Source organism: Roseomonas populi, assembly GCF_024594815.1.
In the GTDB taxonomy this organism is placed as follows: Bacteria; Pseudomonadota; Alphaproteobacteria; order Acetobacterales; family Acetobacteraceae; genus Roseomonas; species Roseomonas populi.
The window spans coordinates 38,184-51,697 of the sequence record NZ_JANJOU010000004.1 but is presented as its reverse complement, the minus strand read 5'-3'; the positions used below and the strand labels follow the sequence as shown (position 1 = coordinate 51,697).

The following is a 13,514-nucleotide window of genomic DNA, read 5'->3' as shown; positions in this document are numbered from 1 at the left end:
CTGTCCCGGGGAGAGAAGGGACTCTTCCTCTCCCCGGGCCCGCTCGATGCGGTGCCTCGGGCCGATAACCCGAGGCGACTATAGCGGCCGGATGCGGCCCTTCACCGGAGACCCCGTCTCCGATCAGCTCCGGGTCAGCCCGATGCAGGTCCAGGTCCCCCGTGGCTCCTGGCGGGGGTCCTAGGGGCGGAGCCTCCTGGACTCCGGTACCCTGGGAACTAGGCCCCGCCCCAGTTCATGGTCAGCCCGCCATCCATCACCACCGTCTGCCCCGTGATGTACTCGGCGTCCGGGCTCGCCAGGAACAGCGCGAGCTTGGCGATCTCCTCCGGCTGCCCCGCACGGTGCCAGGGGATCTCCTTGAAGGAGGCCTCTCGCTTCGCCGGGTCGTCCAGCCGCTCCTGCGTCATCGGCGTCTGGATCAGCCCGGGGGCGATGCCCACCACGTTGATCTTCTTCGGCGCCAGCTCCACGGAGAGGCTGCGGATCAGCGATCCCACCCCGGCCTTGGACATGCCGTAGGGCGCGCTCTCCGCGGTCGGCAGGTGCTGCGCGACGGAGGAGACATTGATGATCTTGCTCCCCTCCCGCGGCTCGCCCTTCAGGAAGGCCCGGGCGCACCAGAGCGGCCCGAGGAGGTTGGTGCGGATGACCACCTCCGCGTCCTCGTCCTCCAGTTCTGCCACGGGCTTCTTGCCGCCCATGCCCTTGCCGGCGTTGTTCACCAGGATGTCCAGAGGGCCCAGCGCCGAGCGCGCCGCCTCGAAGGCGGCGTCCACGGCGCGGGAATCCATCACGTCCAGCTGGGTCACGAAGGCCTTGCGGCCTGCCGATTCCACGCGCCGCGCCGTCTCGGCCGCGCCCGCCTCGTCCGTGTGCCAGGTGATCGCCACGTCGGCCCCCGCCCGGGCATAGGCCACGGCGATCGCCTGCCCGATCCCGGAATCCGCCCCCGTGACGAAGGCCACCTTGCCCTGAAGCATCATCCGCCCGTTCCACTTTCCGGAAGAGCCGATGAAGCGCCCGCGCCGGGCCGGGGTTGCGGCCCGGCGGTCAGCCCTTCTTGCGGCGCAGGCCCCGCAGGTTGGCCGAAACCCTCCGGTGGACCGGCCGGGCGGCGGCGGCCATCACCGCCTCCGGCCCCGCACCCGCCATGGCGGCCCGGCCGGCGGCAAAGAAGCCATCGGTGAAGGCCTTCTGCTTCTCCAACGCCATCCGGGTCAGTTCCTCCCCCGCCCCCTCGGGCTTGGCCCAGAGGTCCATGCTGCGAAGGGTGAAGACCCACCCGGCCTGCCAGGCCATCAGGCCCCAGCGCGTGGGGTCGGTCACAGCTGGGCCAGGATGGCGTCGGCGCTGCTCACCTCGAAGGCGCCGGGCTGCTCCACGCCCACATGCGTCACCTTGCCCCCCTTGGCGATCAGGGCGAAGCGCTGGGACCGCACGCCCATGCCGCGGGCCGTCAGGTCCATGTCCAGGCCCAGCGCCTTGATGAAGGCAGCGCTACCATCCGCCAGCATCACCACCTCGTCCGTCACGCCCTGGTCCTTGGCCCAGGCGGCCATCACGAAAGCGTCGTTCACGGCCACGCAGGCCACCGTGTTCACGCCCTTGGCCTTCAGCGCCGCGGCCTGCTGCACGAAACCCGGCAGGTGGCGGGCGGAGCAGGTGGGGGTGAAGGCGCCGGGCACGCCGAACAGCACCGCCGTGCCGTGGCCGAGGATGACGGCCGCGTCCACCTCCTTCGGCCCCTCGGCGCTGGCCTGCATGAGCTTGACGGAGGGAATGGCGTCACCGGGCTGGATGGGCATCTGGAATCCTCGATAGGGGTCTTGCCGCAGGTATCGGCGCCCGTCTCGCGCCGCTGTCAACGGCTCTTCCACTCGCACGTTGCGCCGCGCCGCCCATCAACAGCCCCGGGCGGGTTGCAGGCCCCCGGGACCGGCGCCATCTTTCCGTCATGACCCGGCGCCCGAAGGACAAGGCCCCTCCCCCGCCGCCCATCGAGGATGAGGACGAGCTGGAGGAGGCGGAAGGCCAGACAACACCGATCCAGCTCACCCGCATGGCGACGCCCGGCCCTGCCTCGGAGGGCTGGCTGGGCGGGCAGATCCTCATCGCCATGCCCAGTATGGAGGACCCGCGCTTCGCCCGGAGCGTGATCTGTCTCTGCGCCCACTCCCCGGAAGGGGCCATGGGCATCGTGCTGAACCGGGCGATCGAGAACCTGACCTTCGATGACCTGCTGAAGCAGCTGGACGTAACCCCCATCCCGCCCCAGCGCCGCATCCGGCTCCACGCCGGCGGCCCGGTGGAGGGCGGCCGCGGCTTCGTCCTCCATACCCAGGATTGGTCGAGCGAGGGCAGCCTCGCCATCGAGGGCGGCTTCGCCCTCACGGCTAGCGTGGACATCCTGAAGGCCATCGCCGGCGGCGAAGGCCCCCGCCAGGGCCTGCTCGCCCTCGGCTACGCCGGCTGGGGCCCGGGCCAGCTGGAGAGCGAGATCGCCGGCAACGCCTGGCTCTCCGTCTCCCCGGACGAAGCCATCCTCTTCGCTGAGGAGGACCAGGACGCCAAGTGGCGCCGGGCCCTGGCGAAGCTGAAGGTGGACCCGCTTCTCCTCGTGGGGACGGCCGGGCGGGCCTGATCCGTCGGCACATCTGGTCCCAGCGCGGCGCCGCCTCCCTGGAACCCCCCGCCAGGAGCCCCAGGGCACCTGGATCTGCATCGGGCTGCCGCGGATTAGGATGACGGAAGGGCGGCGCCGCAGGCGTCTCGACACCGCATCAGCCCAGGCCTCCATGTCAGTCGCCTGCGGTCATCGATCTCAGGCGCACCCCCAGCGAAGCCTTCCGCGGCAGCCCGATAGAAAAAGATGGGGGAGGTCCAGGAGGGAGAATTCCTTCTCGCTCCTGGGGCCACCCGCGCCAACAGGCCAAGCCGGGGTTGACATAGGGCCGCCCCCTGCCGCCTTTGCCGCCCGAACGCGTATCCAGACCCAGGTCCATCGCCCCATGCACGCCTACCGCACCCACACCTGCGGCGCGCTCCGCGCCGCCGATGCCGGCCAGACCGTCCGGCTTTCCGGCTGGGTGCACCGCAAGCGCGACCATGGCGGCCTGCTCTTCATCGACCTGCGCGACCATTACGGCCTGACCCAGTGCGTGATCCCGCAGGGCTCGGACGTCTTCGCCGCTGCCGATGACGTGCGGCCGGAGAGCGTGATCACCGTGACCGGCGAGGTGGTGGCGCGCGAGCCCTCCACCGTGAACCCCCGCCTGGCCACCGGCGAGATCGAGCTGCGGGTGCGCGAGCTGACCGTACAGTCCCGCGCCGACGTCCTGCCCTTCCAGGTCGCCACCGACGACGACGCCCCGGAGGAGATGCGCCTCCGCTACCGCTTCCTGGACCTGCGGCGGGAGCGGCTGCAGCGAAACATGATCCTCCGCGCCCAGATCATCCACGACATCCGGGAGCGGATGATCGCGGAGGGGTTCAACGAGTTCCAGACCCCGATCCTGACCAGCAGCAGCCCGGAGGGCGCGCGGGACTTCCTCGTCCCCGCCCGCCTGCACCCCGGCAAGTTCTACGCGCTGCCCCAGGCCCCGCAGCAGTTCAAGCAGCTGACGATGGTGGCGGGCTTCGACCGCTACTTCCAGATCGCCCCCTGCTTCCGGGACGAGGCGGGCCGCGCCGACCGCACCCTCATGTTCTACCAGCTCGACGTGGAGATGAGCTTCGTCACGCAGCAGGACGTGTTCGACACGATGGAGCCGGTGATCCGCGGCACCTTCGAGCGCTTTGCGGGCAACCGCCCCGTGGATGCTGGCCCCTGGCGCCACATCCCTTACGCCCAGGCGATGCTGGACTACGGCTCCGACAAGCCGGACCTGCGGAACCCCCTGATCATCCGGGACGTGACGGAGAGCTTCGCGGGTTCCGGCTTCGGCCTCTTCGCCAAGATCGCGGCCTCTGGCGGCGTGGTCCGCGCCATCCCGGCGCCGGGCGCGGGCGGCAAGCCGCGCGGCTTCTTCGACAAGCTGAACGAGTGGGCCCGCGCCCAGGGCGCCGGCGGCCTTGGCTACATCGCCTTCGATGCCGACGGCGCGAAGGGCCCGATCGCCAAGAACCTGGAGCCGGAGCGCGTGGAGGCCATCCGCGCCGCCTGCGGGATCGGCCCGGGCGACGCCGTCTTCTTCGCCGCCGGCAAGGTGGATGACGCGGCCAAGTTCGCCGGCACCGTCCGCACCCGCATCGGCCAGGAGCTGGACCTGATCGAGAAGGACGTCTTCCGCTTCTGCTGGATCGTCGATTTCCCGATGTTCGAGCTGAACGAGGAGACGGGCCAGGTGGACTTCTCCCACAACCCCTTCTCCATGCCGCAGGGCGAGATGGAGGCGCTGGAGACGAAGGACCCGCTGACCATCCCGGCCTACCAGTACGACATCGTCTGCAACGGCTACGAGATGGCCTCCGGCGCGATCCGGAACCACAAGGCCGAGATCATGGTGAAGGCCTTCGGCATGGCCGGCTACCCGGAGAGCGCGGTGGAGGAGCGGTTCGGCGGCATGCTGAACGCCTTCCGCTACGGCGCCCCGCCCCACGGCGGCATGGCCGCCGGCATCGACCGCATCGTCATGCTGCTGGCGGAGGAGCCCAACCTCCGCGAGGTCAACATGTACCCCATGAACCAGCAGGGCGAGGACCTGATGATGGGCGCCCCCAGCACGGTGGAGCCCGGCCGCTGGAAGGAGCTGCACATCAAGCCCGACCTGCCGCCCGCGAAGGACGCTGCGGCGAAGAGCAACAAAGACGACGCAAAGGGTGCAAGCGGGGCCAAGACCGCCTAAGTCTGGGCCCTTCCGGAAAGGCTCCTCGATGCGCCTGCGCTCCCTTCTCGCCTCCACCGCCATGCTGGGCGCGGCCCTGGTCCTCGCGGGCCCGGCGCCCGCCCAGCCCGCCGCCACCCCGGCCGCCGGCGCAGCCCCTGCCGTCATGCCGGGCGCGGAGGCCATGGCGGCCCACCGCGCCGCCTACCGCCTGACCTTCGACCGCTCCCGGGACAATTCCGACATCGCCCGCGCCGAGGGCGTGATGCTCTTCGAGGTGCTGGACGCCTGCGATGGCTGGGCCAGCCGCCAGCGCCTGACCATGCGGATGCAGGACCGCGACGGCCAGACGGTCGAGACCGCCTCCGACTATTCCACCTGGGAGAGCAAGGACGGCCGCCGGCTGCGCTACTCGCTGACCCAGATGACGGCGGGCGCGGTCAGCAACCGCATCACCGGCGAGGCCACCCTGCAGCCCGACGGCTCCGGGACCGCGAGGTACGACCAGCCCCGCCCCTCGCAGGAAGCCCTGCCCCCCGGCACCCTCCTGCCCATGGCCCATACGATCCGCGCCATTGAGGCGGCCCGCAGCGGCCAGAAGATCCTCAACGTCCCGCTGATGGACGGCACGAGCGACGACGGCTCCCAGGACAGCACCACGGTCCTCTCGCCCTGGCGCAAGGAGGCGGAGGCCAACCCTCGCTTCCCCCTGCTGGCGAACCAGGAGAGTGGCCGCATGCGGATCGCCTTCTTCGGCAAGGACAACAACGGCGGCGGCGCCTCCTCCCCCGACTATGAGGTGGGCCTGCGCTACTACGCGAACGGCGTGGCGGACGAGCTGAACATGGATTTCGGCGAGTTCGCGGTGAACGGGAAGCTGGAGACGCTGGAAGCCCTTCCCGGCGGGTGCTGACGGGATGTCCCGGGGAGAGGAGGGAGTTCTCCCTCTCTCCGGCCCGTTCGAAGCATGATGAGTTGGCGATGGGCTCGGGAGGCTCCGCCTCCCGAAAGCCTCAGAGGTTGAACGAGGCGCGCATCCCGATCGCCTGGAAGTCCCGGTCCTGCCCCGTGCGCCCGTTCTCGTACTGCGCCTGAAGCCGGAACCGGTCGGTCAGGTACCAGTTCACCCCTGCCGTCCAGATGGACTGCCGGCTGACGCCGAGATCCGCCGTGCTGTAGCGCACACCGATCTCCAGGCTGCCGAACCGCCCCTCCGCCTTGGGCCGCTTCCAGGTGCCGGTCTCGTTGGACCGCTCGCGCGCCGGGCCGGCGACCGTGAACAGCCCCTCCACGTACCATCCCTCGAAGCGGCGGGTCGGCGCGTCCGGCGGCTCCACCGTCACCCGCTGCCACACGGCTTCCAAGTAGAGCGGGCCGACCCGCCCCGCCGCCTCCGGCCCCACCGCCCAGGCCTGGTCCGCCCGGATGGACCCGCTGTCGAGGAACCGACGGGAATCGATCCGCAGTTCCGGGTAGTCGCGCAAGCGGACGGATTGGGGGCCGGGATCGGTGCCCGGGTGGAACTGGGCCGCCGCATCGGCGCCGATCTGGAACTGCACGGGGCCGATCGGGGGCAGCAGCACCACCGCCCGCCCCGCCGCCCCGCGCTGCCGCCCGTCATGCGGCGTGGAGCCGACGCCGGCACTGGCATAGGCGCTGGCATTCCAGCGCGCCCCGCCCCCGCCCAGCGCGCCGTTCCCCTCGATCCCCACCGCCTCCCGCGTGTCGCCGGTGGCGAGGGAAGCGGCGAGGTTGGTGATCGCCGCCCGCTCCATGAAGGGCAGGTCGAAAGAGGAACCGGCGTATTCCGGCATGTGCTGGGGCGTGAAGATGCCCGCGCGGATGGTGCCCCAGCCCAGGCCAGTATAGGCGAGCTGCGCCTCGAAGATGTTGTTGTAGTCGTTCGGGTTCTGCCCGCCGAACTCCCAGACGAAGCTGTAGGTGAAGTCCCGCAGCACCGTGCCGCCCAGGCCCAGCCGGCCGCGGCGCAGGTTCACGCCGCTGCGGAAGCCGCCCGGCTCGTCCTGGCCGAAGAAGGAGCCGAGGTCGGCGTCCAGCCGCACCACCGGCTTGGCGGTGAAGTTGCCGTCCGCCGCCTGCAGGGTCGGCGCCCAGCCATCCCAGTGCAGCCCATCTGGCTTGACCTCCTCCGCTGCCGCCGGCAGGGCGGCGAGAAGCGCGAAGGCGAGGACGGGAATGCGGCGCATGGGAATCCCCCTGGCAGGGCGTGCAGGGGTGGGGCCGGCCGCCCGGGGCGCCCAGCGAAACTTGGTTTTTGGACGGGGCGGGGCCGCAGGGCCCCGCCATCCCGGATCAGCGATTGGGCAGGCTGCCCACCTTGTCGAGCAGGGCCGAGGCAGCGTCCACGCAGGCCCGCATCGGCTCGTCCTCGGCACAGCGGATGTGGATCACCTGGTCTTCCTTCTGGAAGTAGAAGCTCGCGGCGTCGGAGGGCGGCGGGCCGTGGCGCCAGCGGCGCATGCGGCCCTCCGGTCCACCCATCGGGCCGCGTGGCCCCTCGAAGCCCGGACCGCCCATGGGGCCACCCATCGGTCCCCCCATCGGTCCACGGGGCCCGCCAGGTCCCTGGGCCTGCGGGCCGGGGCCGGGCGGCGGGGCAGGCGGCTGGGCCTGGGCGCCCGGGGTGGGTGGGGTTGCGGGCGTGGCAGGCGGCACGGGCTGGGCAATCGCCAGCCCGGCGGCGCCGGTCAGGGCCAGGGCGGCAGCCAGGAACAGGGGCTTGTGCATGGTGTGACCTCCTTCGCCGGATCGGGTCCGGCCGGGCCATCCTGCCCGCGGGCCCGGTTGCTTGTCCGGCGCGGCAGGAAACGGATCGTAACCCCCCTGGGCTTCATCGGAATGCGCCGCGAGGGCGCTTTCCCGGGAGCGTCATGCCCTTTCGGCGAAACGCCGCGCCTCCTCCGCCAGGGCTGCCACCCGGGTTGCCGGCAACTTAACCACCAGCCGGCCATCCACCGGCAGCGCGAAGACCCGCCCTTCGGAGAGGAGCGCGCGGGCACCGAAGGCCCGGCTCTCCGCCGCATCGCCCATGGCCGCCCGCAGCGCGGACCAGCCGGCCTCCGGATCAGCCCCCCCCCGATCAGTCCTGGGCCCGGCCCCGCTCAATCCGGCAGCACGGCGCAGGTGATGCGGGAGACGCAGGCCAGGCGCCCGTCCGCGCGGCGGATTTCCGTCTGCCATACCTGGGTGGATCGGCCGGTGTGGAAGGCCCGGCACTCCGCCGTCACGGTCTGCCCCTCCGGCACGGCGGCCAGGTGGTTGGCATTGATCTCGATGCCGACGCAGTGGAACCCTTCCGGTACAGCCAGGTAGCAGGCCATGCTTCCCAGCGTCTCCGACAGCACCACGGAGACTCCACCGTGCAGCACCCTCCAGGGCTGAACGTGCCGGTGATCCACCGGCATGGTGGCGCGCAAGTAGTCCGGCCCGATCTCCGTGATCTCGATGCCGAGATGGGTGATGGCGGTCTTTCCCGCCCGCGCCGCAAGGGATTCGGGGGTGGCGGACTTCTTCCATATCGGTGTGCTCATGGGGTGCGATGGGCGCCCGGAGGCGCCGGGGCGTCAACCCGTCCCGGCCGCATGGCGGTCAACCGGCCCGCCCCCGCATCCTCAGCCCGCCCCGGCGGGAGAGCCGCGCCCAGCGCCAGGTCATCGCCCCCGCCACCCCGGCCAGCCCAAGCACCAGCCCGGCCCAGATCCCCGCCGGCCCGAGCCCGGCCGGAAAGGCCAGGGCCAGCGCCGCCAGGAATCCCAGCCCCCAGTAGCCGCCGGCCGCGATCAGCATCGGCGCCCGCGTATCGTGCAGCCCCCGCAGCGCGCCGGCGCCCACCACCTGCACGCCGTCGCTCACCTGGAACAGCCCGGCGAGGAAGAGCAGCGTGGCCGCCAGGGCCAGGGTCTCCGCCGCCCCCTCCGCCGCGGGGTCCATGAAGAGCCGCGCCAGCGCGCCGGGCGCCAGCATCATCCCCAGCGCCATCGGCACCATGAAGGCCACAGCCAGCAGGATCGCCACCCAGCCCGCGCGCCGCGCCTCCCACGGATGCGCCGCGCCGATCGCCAGCCCCACCCGCGCCGTGGCCGCCTGCCCCAGCCCCAGCGGCACCGCGAAGGTGGTGCTGGCCACTTGCAGCGCAATGGCGTGCGCCGCCACCGCCTGCGCCCCGAAGGAGCCCATTACCAGCCCGACGGCGCTGAACAGCCCGATTTCCAGCAGCATCTGCGCCGCGATGGGCAAGCCCAGGCGCACCACCCGCCCCAGCCGCGCGGGGTCGATCCGCCAGATCCGCCCGAAGAAGCGGTAACGCCGCAGCCGCCGGTCCCGCGCGATGAACACGGCCAGGGTCAGGGCCATGAACCCGTCCGCTACCGCCCCCGCGATCCCCGCCCCGCGCACCCCCAGCGCCGGCGCGCCGAGATTCCCGAAGATCAGCACCCAGCCCAGCAGCGCGTTCAGCGGCACGGCCAGCAGCCCCACCACCAGCGGCGGCCAGGGCCGCTCCATTGCCGCCATCAGCCCGCGCAGGGTCAGGAAGATGCCGAAGGAGGGGATGCCCCAGAGGATGCAGCGCAGGAAGTCCTGCGCCGCCGCGGCCAGCCCCGGCTCCTGCCCCAGGGCGAGCAGCACCGCGCCGCCGTGCCACAGCAGGAGCATCCCCGGCACCGCCGCCAGCAGCGTGCCCAGCAGCCCCGCCCGCAGCGTGCGCCGCATGGCCCGCACATGCCCCACGCGCCGCCCCCGTTCCTGCGCCAGCATGGCGGCCGCGGCGAAGGAGAGGCCGAAGCCCGGCGCCAGCATCGTCCAGAACAGCGTGCCGGAGAGCGTGACGGCCGCCAGCGCCTCCGTGGAGAGGTGCCCGAGATAGGCCGAATCCGTCGCCAGCAGCGCCATCTGGGAGAGGTTCGTCAGTGCCAGCGGCCAGGCGAGCAGGACCATCGCCCGCGCCTCCGCCCACCAGCCCGCGCGAGATGACGTCCCGTTCATGCACGGGCTTGTAGCGCGGGCGGCACCCGGCGCCACCATCGCTCCCCCGTTCTGGCCGGGTCCGCCCGGGCGGTGCTAACCTGCCGGGCGTGAGGGAGAAACCCATGGCCGGTCCAGGCACCATCGCGCGCCGCAGCGTGCTCGCCGCCCCTGCGGCACTGCCCGCCGCCGCGTTTGTCGGCACCGCCGCCGCCCAGCCCGCCGGAGTCGTCATGGACGAGATGCTGATCCCCGGCCCGGACGGCGCCCAGCTCTACCTCCGCAACAAGCGCCCGGAGGCCGCTGCCCCCGCGCGGCCGGACCGGACGATCCTCTGCGTCCACGGCGCCACCTATCCGGCCAGCACGGGCTTCGACCTGCCCCTCTCCGGCGTCTCCTGGATGGACTACATGGCCGGGCGCGGCTTCGACGTCTGGTGCCTGGACCTCGCGGGCTACGGCCGCTCCACCCGCCCGGCGGGCGAGGCGGGCAGGCCCCCGACGAACGGGGAGGCGGCGGTCGCCCAGATCGGCGCCGCCCTCGCCCATATCCGCCAGGCACGCGGCGTGGCGAAGTGCGGGCTGATCGGCTGGTCGTGGGGAACCACCCTCGTCTCCCGCTTAGCACAGGACAACCCGGCCCTGGTGGACCGCCTCGTGCTCTACGCACCGCTCTGGCTGCGCGACCCCGCCAGCCGCGGCGCCGTGCCCGTGCCGGAGGGCCCGCTGCAGCCCTACCGCACCGTCACCCGTGCGCAGGCGCGGGAGCGCTGGCTGGCGGGCGTGCCGGCCGAGAGGCGCGGCGGCCTGCTGCCCCCCGGTTGGTACGAGTACTGGGCCGACGCCACCTTCGCGACCGACCCGGAAGGCTCCCGCCAGGTCCCCTCCGTCCTCCGCGCCCCGAACGGCGTGCTGCAGGACCTGCGGGAGTACTGGGACGCCGGGAAGCCCTTCTATGATCCCGCGAAGATCACCGTCCCCGCCCTGCTCGTGCTCGGCGAATGGGACCGGGACACCCCGCCCGCCATGGCCACGACCCTTTTTCCCCTGCTCACCAGCTCCCCGGGCAAGCGGCTCGTGATGCTGGCCGAGGGCACGCACTCCATCATGCTGGAGCGCAACCGCGGCGCCCTCTTCCAGGCCGTGCAGGTCTTCCTGGAGGAAGCCTTCGCCTGAGGCGGGGCGGGATCAGAAGGACAGGACGATGAAGCTGCTGCGACACGGCGCCCCCGGCGCCGAGCGACCCGGGCTGCTGGACGCGGATGGCATCATCCGCGACCTCTCCGGCACGGTCCCGGACCTGGCCGGCGATGTCCTCTCGCCGGAGGGCCTCGCCCGCCTGGCCGCGCTGGACCCCACCACCCTCCCGGCGGTCTCCCCCGCCACCCGCCTCGGCCCTCCCGTCGCCGGCACCCGCAACTTCATCGCCATCGGCCTGAACTATGCCGACCACGCGGCGGAGAGCGGCGCCCCGGTGCCGAAGGAGCCGATCATCTTCCTCAAGTCCCTCAACAGCCTCGCCGGGCCGGGGGACGAGGTCGCCATCCCCCCCGAAAGCCGCAAGCTGGACTGGGAGGTTGAGCTGGCCGTCATCATCGGCACCACCGCCCGCCGCGTCCCGCTGGACACCGCCCTGGACCATGTCGCCGGCTACGCCGTCTGCAACGATGTTTCCGAGCGGGAATGGCAGATGGAGCGCGGTGGCCAGTGGACGAAGGGCAAGAGCGCGGACGGCTTCGGCCCCCTCGGCCCTTGGCTCGTAACGGCGGACGAGATCCCCGATCCCCAGGATCTCGCCATGTGGCTGGAGGTGGACGGCCAGCGCCGCCAGGACGGGTCCACCCGCACCATGATCTTCGACGTGCGGACGATCGTCTCCTATGTCAGCCGCTTCATCACCCTCCATCCCGGGGATGTCATCACCACCGGCACCCCGCCCGGCGTCGGAATGGGCATGAAGCCCGCCACCTACCTCAAGCCCGGGCAGGAGGTCCGGCTCGGCATCGCCGGGCTGGGCGAGCAGCGGCAGCGCATGGTCGCCGGGGATTGAGGGCGGCGCGCAGCCGTCCGGCCATGGCCCACCCCTGAATCGAAAAGGCCCGCTCTCGCGGGCCAGTTCGACAGTCTCGGGCAAGAAAGTGCTGGAAGCCTCAAGGAGGAGGAAGCTCCGCTTCCTCTCTCCCTCCTGCGATCCGGGCTACCGCCCCGTCATGATCCGCCCCACCAGCTCCTTCACCGTCGGGATGAACCCGTTGGAGTAGAAGGGGTCCTGGGCGAAGCGGTAGGCGTTGTGGCCCGCGAACATCAGATTCCCGTCGGGGTCGCCGCCATGGCCGATCTCCTGCAGGGTCTTCTGGATGCAGAAGCTGCGCGGATCGGCCTTCTTGCCGTTGGAGTGATCCTCCGTGTGCTGCGCCCAGTTGGAGAAGCGGCACTGGGAGAGGCAGCCCATGCAGGCCACCTGGTCCGCCAGGATCTGGCGGCTCGCCTCCGGCGTCTCGAAGACCAGCGTGTCGTCGGGGGTCCGCAGCGCTTCCGTGAAGCCCTGCGCCTCCCAGCCCTTCACCCGCTGCAGGTCGCCCGGCACGAGATAGACGGGGCGCTTGCGCGGGCCCACCCCGTACATCGCGGAGTGCTCACCGATCGGCTCGCCCGTATAGGCCACCTGCCGGGCGGAACGCTCCTCCAGCTCGCGCAGGAAGGGATTCCGCACCGCGCTGCTGTAGAAGCCGGTGGGGGAGAAGTTCTGGAGCGAGACGTCGCCGGGCTTCAGCGTGAGCAGCTTCTGCTTCCAGGCATCCGGGATCGGGCTCTCGCGCGTCACCAGCGGGCGGGTGCCGAACTGGAAGGCGATCGGGCCCAGCTCCGGGTTGTCGATCCAGTCCTGCCACTCCTCCAGCCACCACACGCCGCCGGCCATGATGATCGGCACGTCGCCCAGGCCGAGCTCGCGCATCTGCTGGCGCAGCTTCAGCACGCGGGCATAGGGGGCTTCCGGCTTGCGCGGGTCCTCGGAGTTGGAGAGGCCGTTATGGCCGCCGGCCAGCCAGGGATCCTCGTACACCACGCCGCCCAGCCACTCGCTGGCCTTGGAGTAGGCGCGCTTCCACAGCGCGTTGAAGGCGCGGGCGGAGGAAACGATGGGGTAGATGTGCACGCGGTACTCCCGCGCGATGTCGGCCAGGCGGTACGGCATGCCGGCGCCGCAGGTGATGCCGTGGATCAGGCCCTTGGCCCCTTCCAGCATCCCGCGCGCCACGCGCTCCGCCCCGCCCATCTCCCAGAGAATGTTGGCGTGGACCCGGCCCTGGCCGTTGGAGCGCTCATAGGCCTCGCGCGCCTGGGCGATGCCGCCGGCGATGCCGTAGGCCACCAGCTCCTCGTGGCGCTCGCGCCGCGTCTTGCCGTGGTACTCCTGCGGGATGATCCGCCCCTCGGCGTCGTAGCTATCCGCATTCACGGCGGAGAAGGTGCCAACGCCGCCCTCCGCAGCCCAGTTGCCGGCCGAGGCGCCGTTGGAGGCGGAAACGCCCTTGCCACCCTCAACAAGCGGGAGGACGTCGGCACCGCCCATGCGGATGGTGTTGATCGCCTTCAAGGTCGGATTCTTTCCTGGAACGGGGCGGCCAATGGGGCCGCCGCAAGCGCCGCATATGGTCCGGGCCGGGGGACTCATACAGCCCCCCGGCCCTGAGTTACGTCGTTT

General features: G+C 71.7%; 14 protein-coding genes. 5 read left to right on the top strand and 9 right to left on the bottom strand.

Translation table 11 applies throughout. The features are described from left to right. Positions 1 to 218: 218 nt before the first annotated feature. The 3 genes from NRP21_RS07680 to NRP21_RS07670 all read right to left on the bottom strand — a co-directional run bounded on the left by NRP21_RS07680 (position 219) and on the right by NRP21_RS07670 (position 1,808). A complete protein-coding gene (locus tag NRP21_RS07680; protein WP_257715597.1) occupies positions 219 to 986 on the bottom strand; it encodes an SDR family NAD(P)-dependent oxidoreductase in 768 nt (255 codons plus the stop codon). A 67-nt stretch (positions 987 to 1,053) separates the two neighbouring features. Then, on the bottom strand, positions 1,054 to 1,329 hold the full coding sequence (locus tag NRP21_RS07675; RefSeq protein WP_257715596.1) for a hypothetical protein: 276 nt from the start codon (positions 1,327 to 1,329) through the stop codon (positions 1,054 to 1,056). Continuing rightward, positions 1,326 to 1,808 carry a peroxiredoxin gene (locus NRP21_RS07670; protein WP_257715595.1) on the bottom strand — a complete coding sequence of 161 codons (483 nt, stop codon included), beginning with the start codon at positions 1,806 to 1,808 and terminating at the stop codon, positions 1,326 to 1,328. The genes NRP21_RS07675 and NRP21_RS07670 overlap by 4 nt, the downstream gene beginning before the upstream one ends. Before the next feature lie 254 nt (positions 1,809 to 2,062). Between NRP21_RS07670 and NRP21_RS07665 the strand changes: the two genes are divergently transcribed. The 3 genes from NRP21_RS07665 (at position 2,063) to NRP21_RS07655 (ending at position 5,739) form a co-directional block, all read left to right on the top strand. Further along, a complete protein-coding gene (locus NRP21_RS07665; protein WP_257715806.1) occupies positions 2,063 to 2,644 on the top strand; it encodes a YqgE/AlgH family protein in 582 nt (193 codons plus the stop codon). A gap of 367 nt (positions 2,645 to 3,011) precedes the next feature. Beyond that, positions 3,012 to 4,847, top strand: coding sequence for an aspartate--tRNA ligase (aspS, locus tag NRP21_RS07660; protein WP_257715594.1), 1,836 nt, complete (start codon positions 3,012 to 3,014; stop codon positions 4,845 to 4,847). Between the two features lie 28 nt (positions 4,848 to 4,875). After that, positions 4,876 to 5,739 carry a cell envelope integrity EipB family protein gene (locus tag NRP21_RS07655; RefSeq protein ID WP_257715593.1) on the top strand — a complete coding sequence of 288 codons (864 nt, stop codon included), beginning with the start codon at positions 4,876 to 4,878 and terminating at the stop codon, positions 5,737 to 5,739. Between the two features lie 100 nt (positions 5,740 to 5,839). Here the strand turns inward: NRP21_RS07655 and NRP21_RS07650 are convergent, their stop codons facing one another. The 5 genes from NRP21_RS07650 to NRP21_RS07630 form a co-directional block, all read right to left on the bottom strand. Then, a complete protein-coding gene (locus tag NRP21_RS07650; RefSeq protein ID WP_257715592.1) occupies positions 5,840 to 7,033 on the bottom strand; it encodes an OprO/OprP family phosphate-selective porin in 1,194 nt (397 codons plus the stop codon). A gap of 106 nt (positions 7,034 to 7,139) precedes the next feature. Beyond that, positions 7,140 to 7,574, bottom strand: coding sequence for a hypothetical protein (locus NRP21_RS07645; RefSeq protein WP_257715591.1), 435 nt, complete (start codon positions 7,572 to 7,574; stop codon positions 7,140 to 7,142). A gap of 141 nt (positions 7,575 to 7,715) precedes the next feature. Beyond that, entirely contained in the window at positions 7,716 to 7,877 is a 162-nt protein-coding gene (locus tag NRP21_RS07640; RefSeq protein ID WP_257715590.1) for a hypothetical protein, read from the bottom strand. A 71-nt stretch (positions 7,878 to 7,948) separates the two neighbouring features. Continuing rightward, a complete protein-coding gene (locus tag NRP21_RS07635) occupies positions 7,949 to 8,377 on the bottom strand; it encodes a PaaI family thioesterase (protein WP_257715589.1) in 429 nt (142 codons plus the stop codon). A 58-nt stretch (positions 8,378 to 8,435) separates the two neighbouring features. Further along, a complete protein-coding gene (locus NRP21_RS07630; RefSeq protein ID WP_257715588.1) occupies positions 8,436 to 9,830 on the bottom strand; it encodes an MATE family efflux transporter in 1,395 nt (464 codons plus the stop codon). Between the two features lie 104 nt (positions 9,831 to 9,934). On the opposite strand from NRP21_RS07630, the gene NRP21_RS07625 reads away from it, so the two are divergent. Further along, positions 9,935 to 10,984 (top strand): alpha/beta hydrolase, encoded by a 1,050-nt coding sequence (locus tag NRP21_RS07625; protein WP_257715587.1) that lies wholly within the window; start codon positions 9,935 to 9,937, stop codon positions 10,982 to 10,984. A 28-nt stretch (positions 10,985 to 11,012) separates the two neighbouring features. Next, positions 11,013 to 11,858 (top strand): fumarylacetoacetate hydrolase family protein, encoded by an 846-nt coding sequence (locus tag NRP21_RS07620; protein WP_257715586.1) that lies wholly within the window; start codon positions 11,013 to 11,015, stop codon positions 11,856 to 11,858. A 147-nt stretch (positions 11,859 to 12,005) separates the two neighbouring features. Here the strand turns inward: NRP21_RS07620 and NRP21_RS07615 are convergent, their stop codons facing one another. Further along, entirely contained in the window at positions 12,006 to 13,406 is a 1,401-nt protein-coding gene (locus NRP21_RS07615) for an NAD(P)H-dependent flavin oxidoreductase (protein ID WP_257715585.1), read from the bottom strand. Positions 13,407 to 13,514 lie beyond the last annotated feature (108 nt).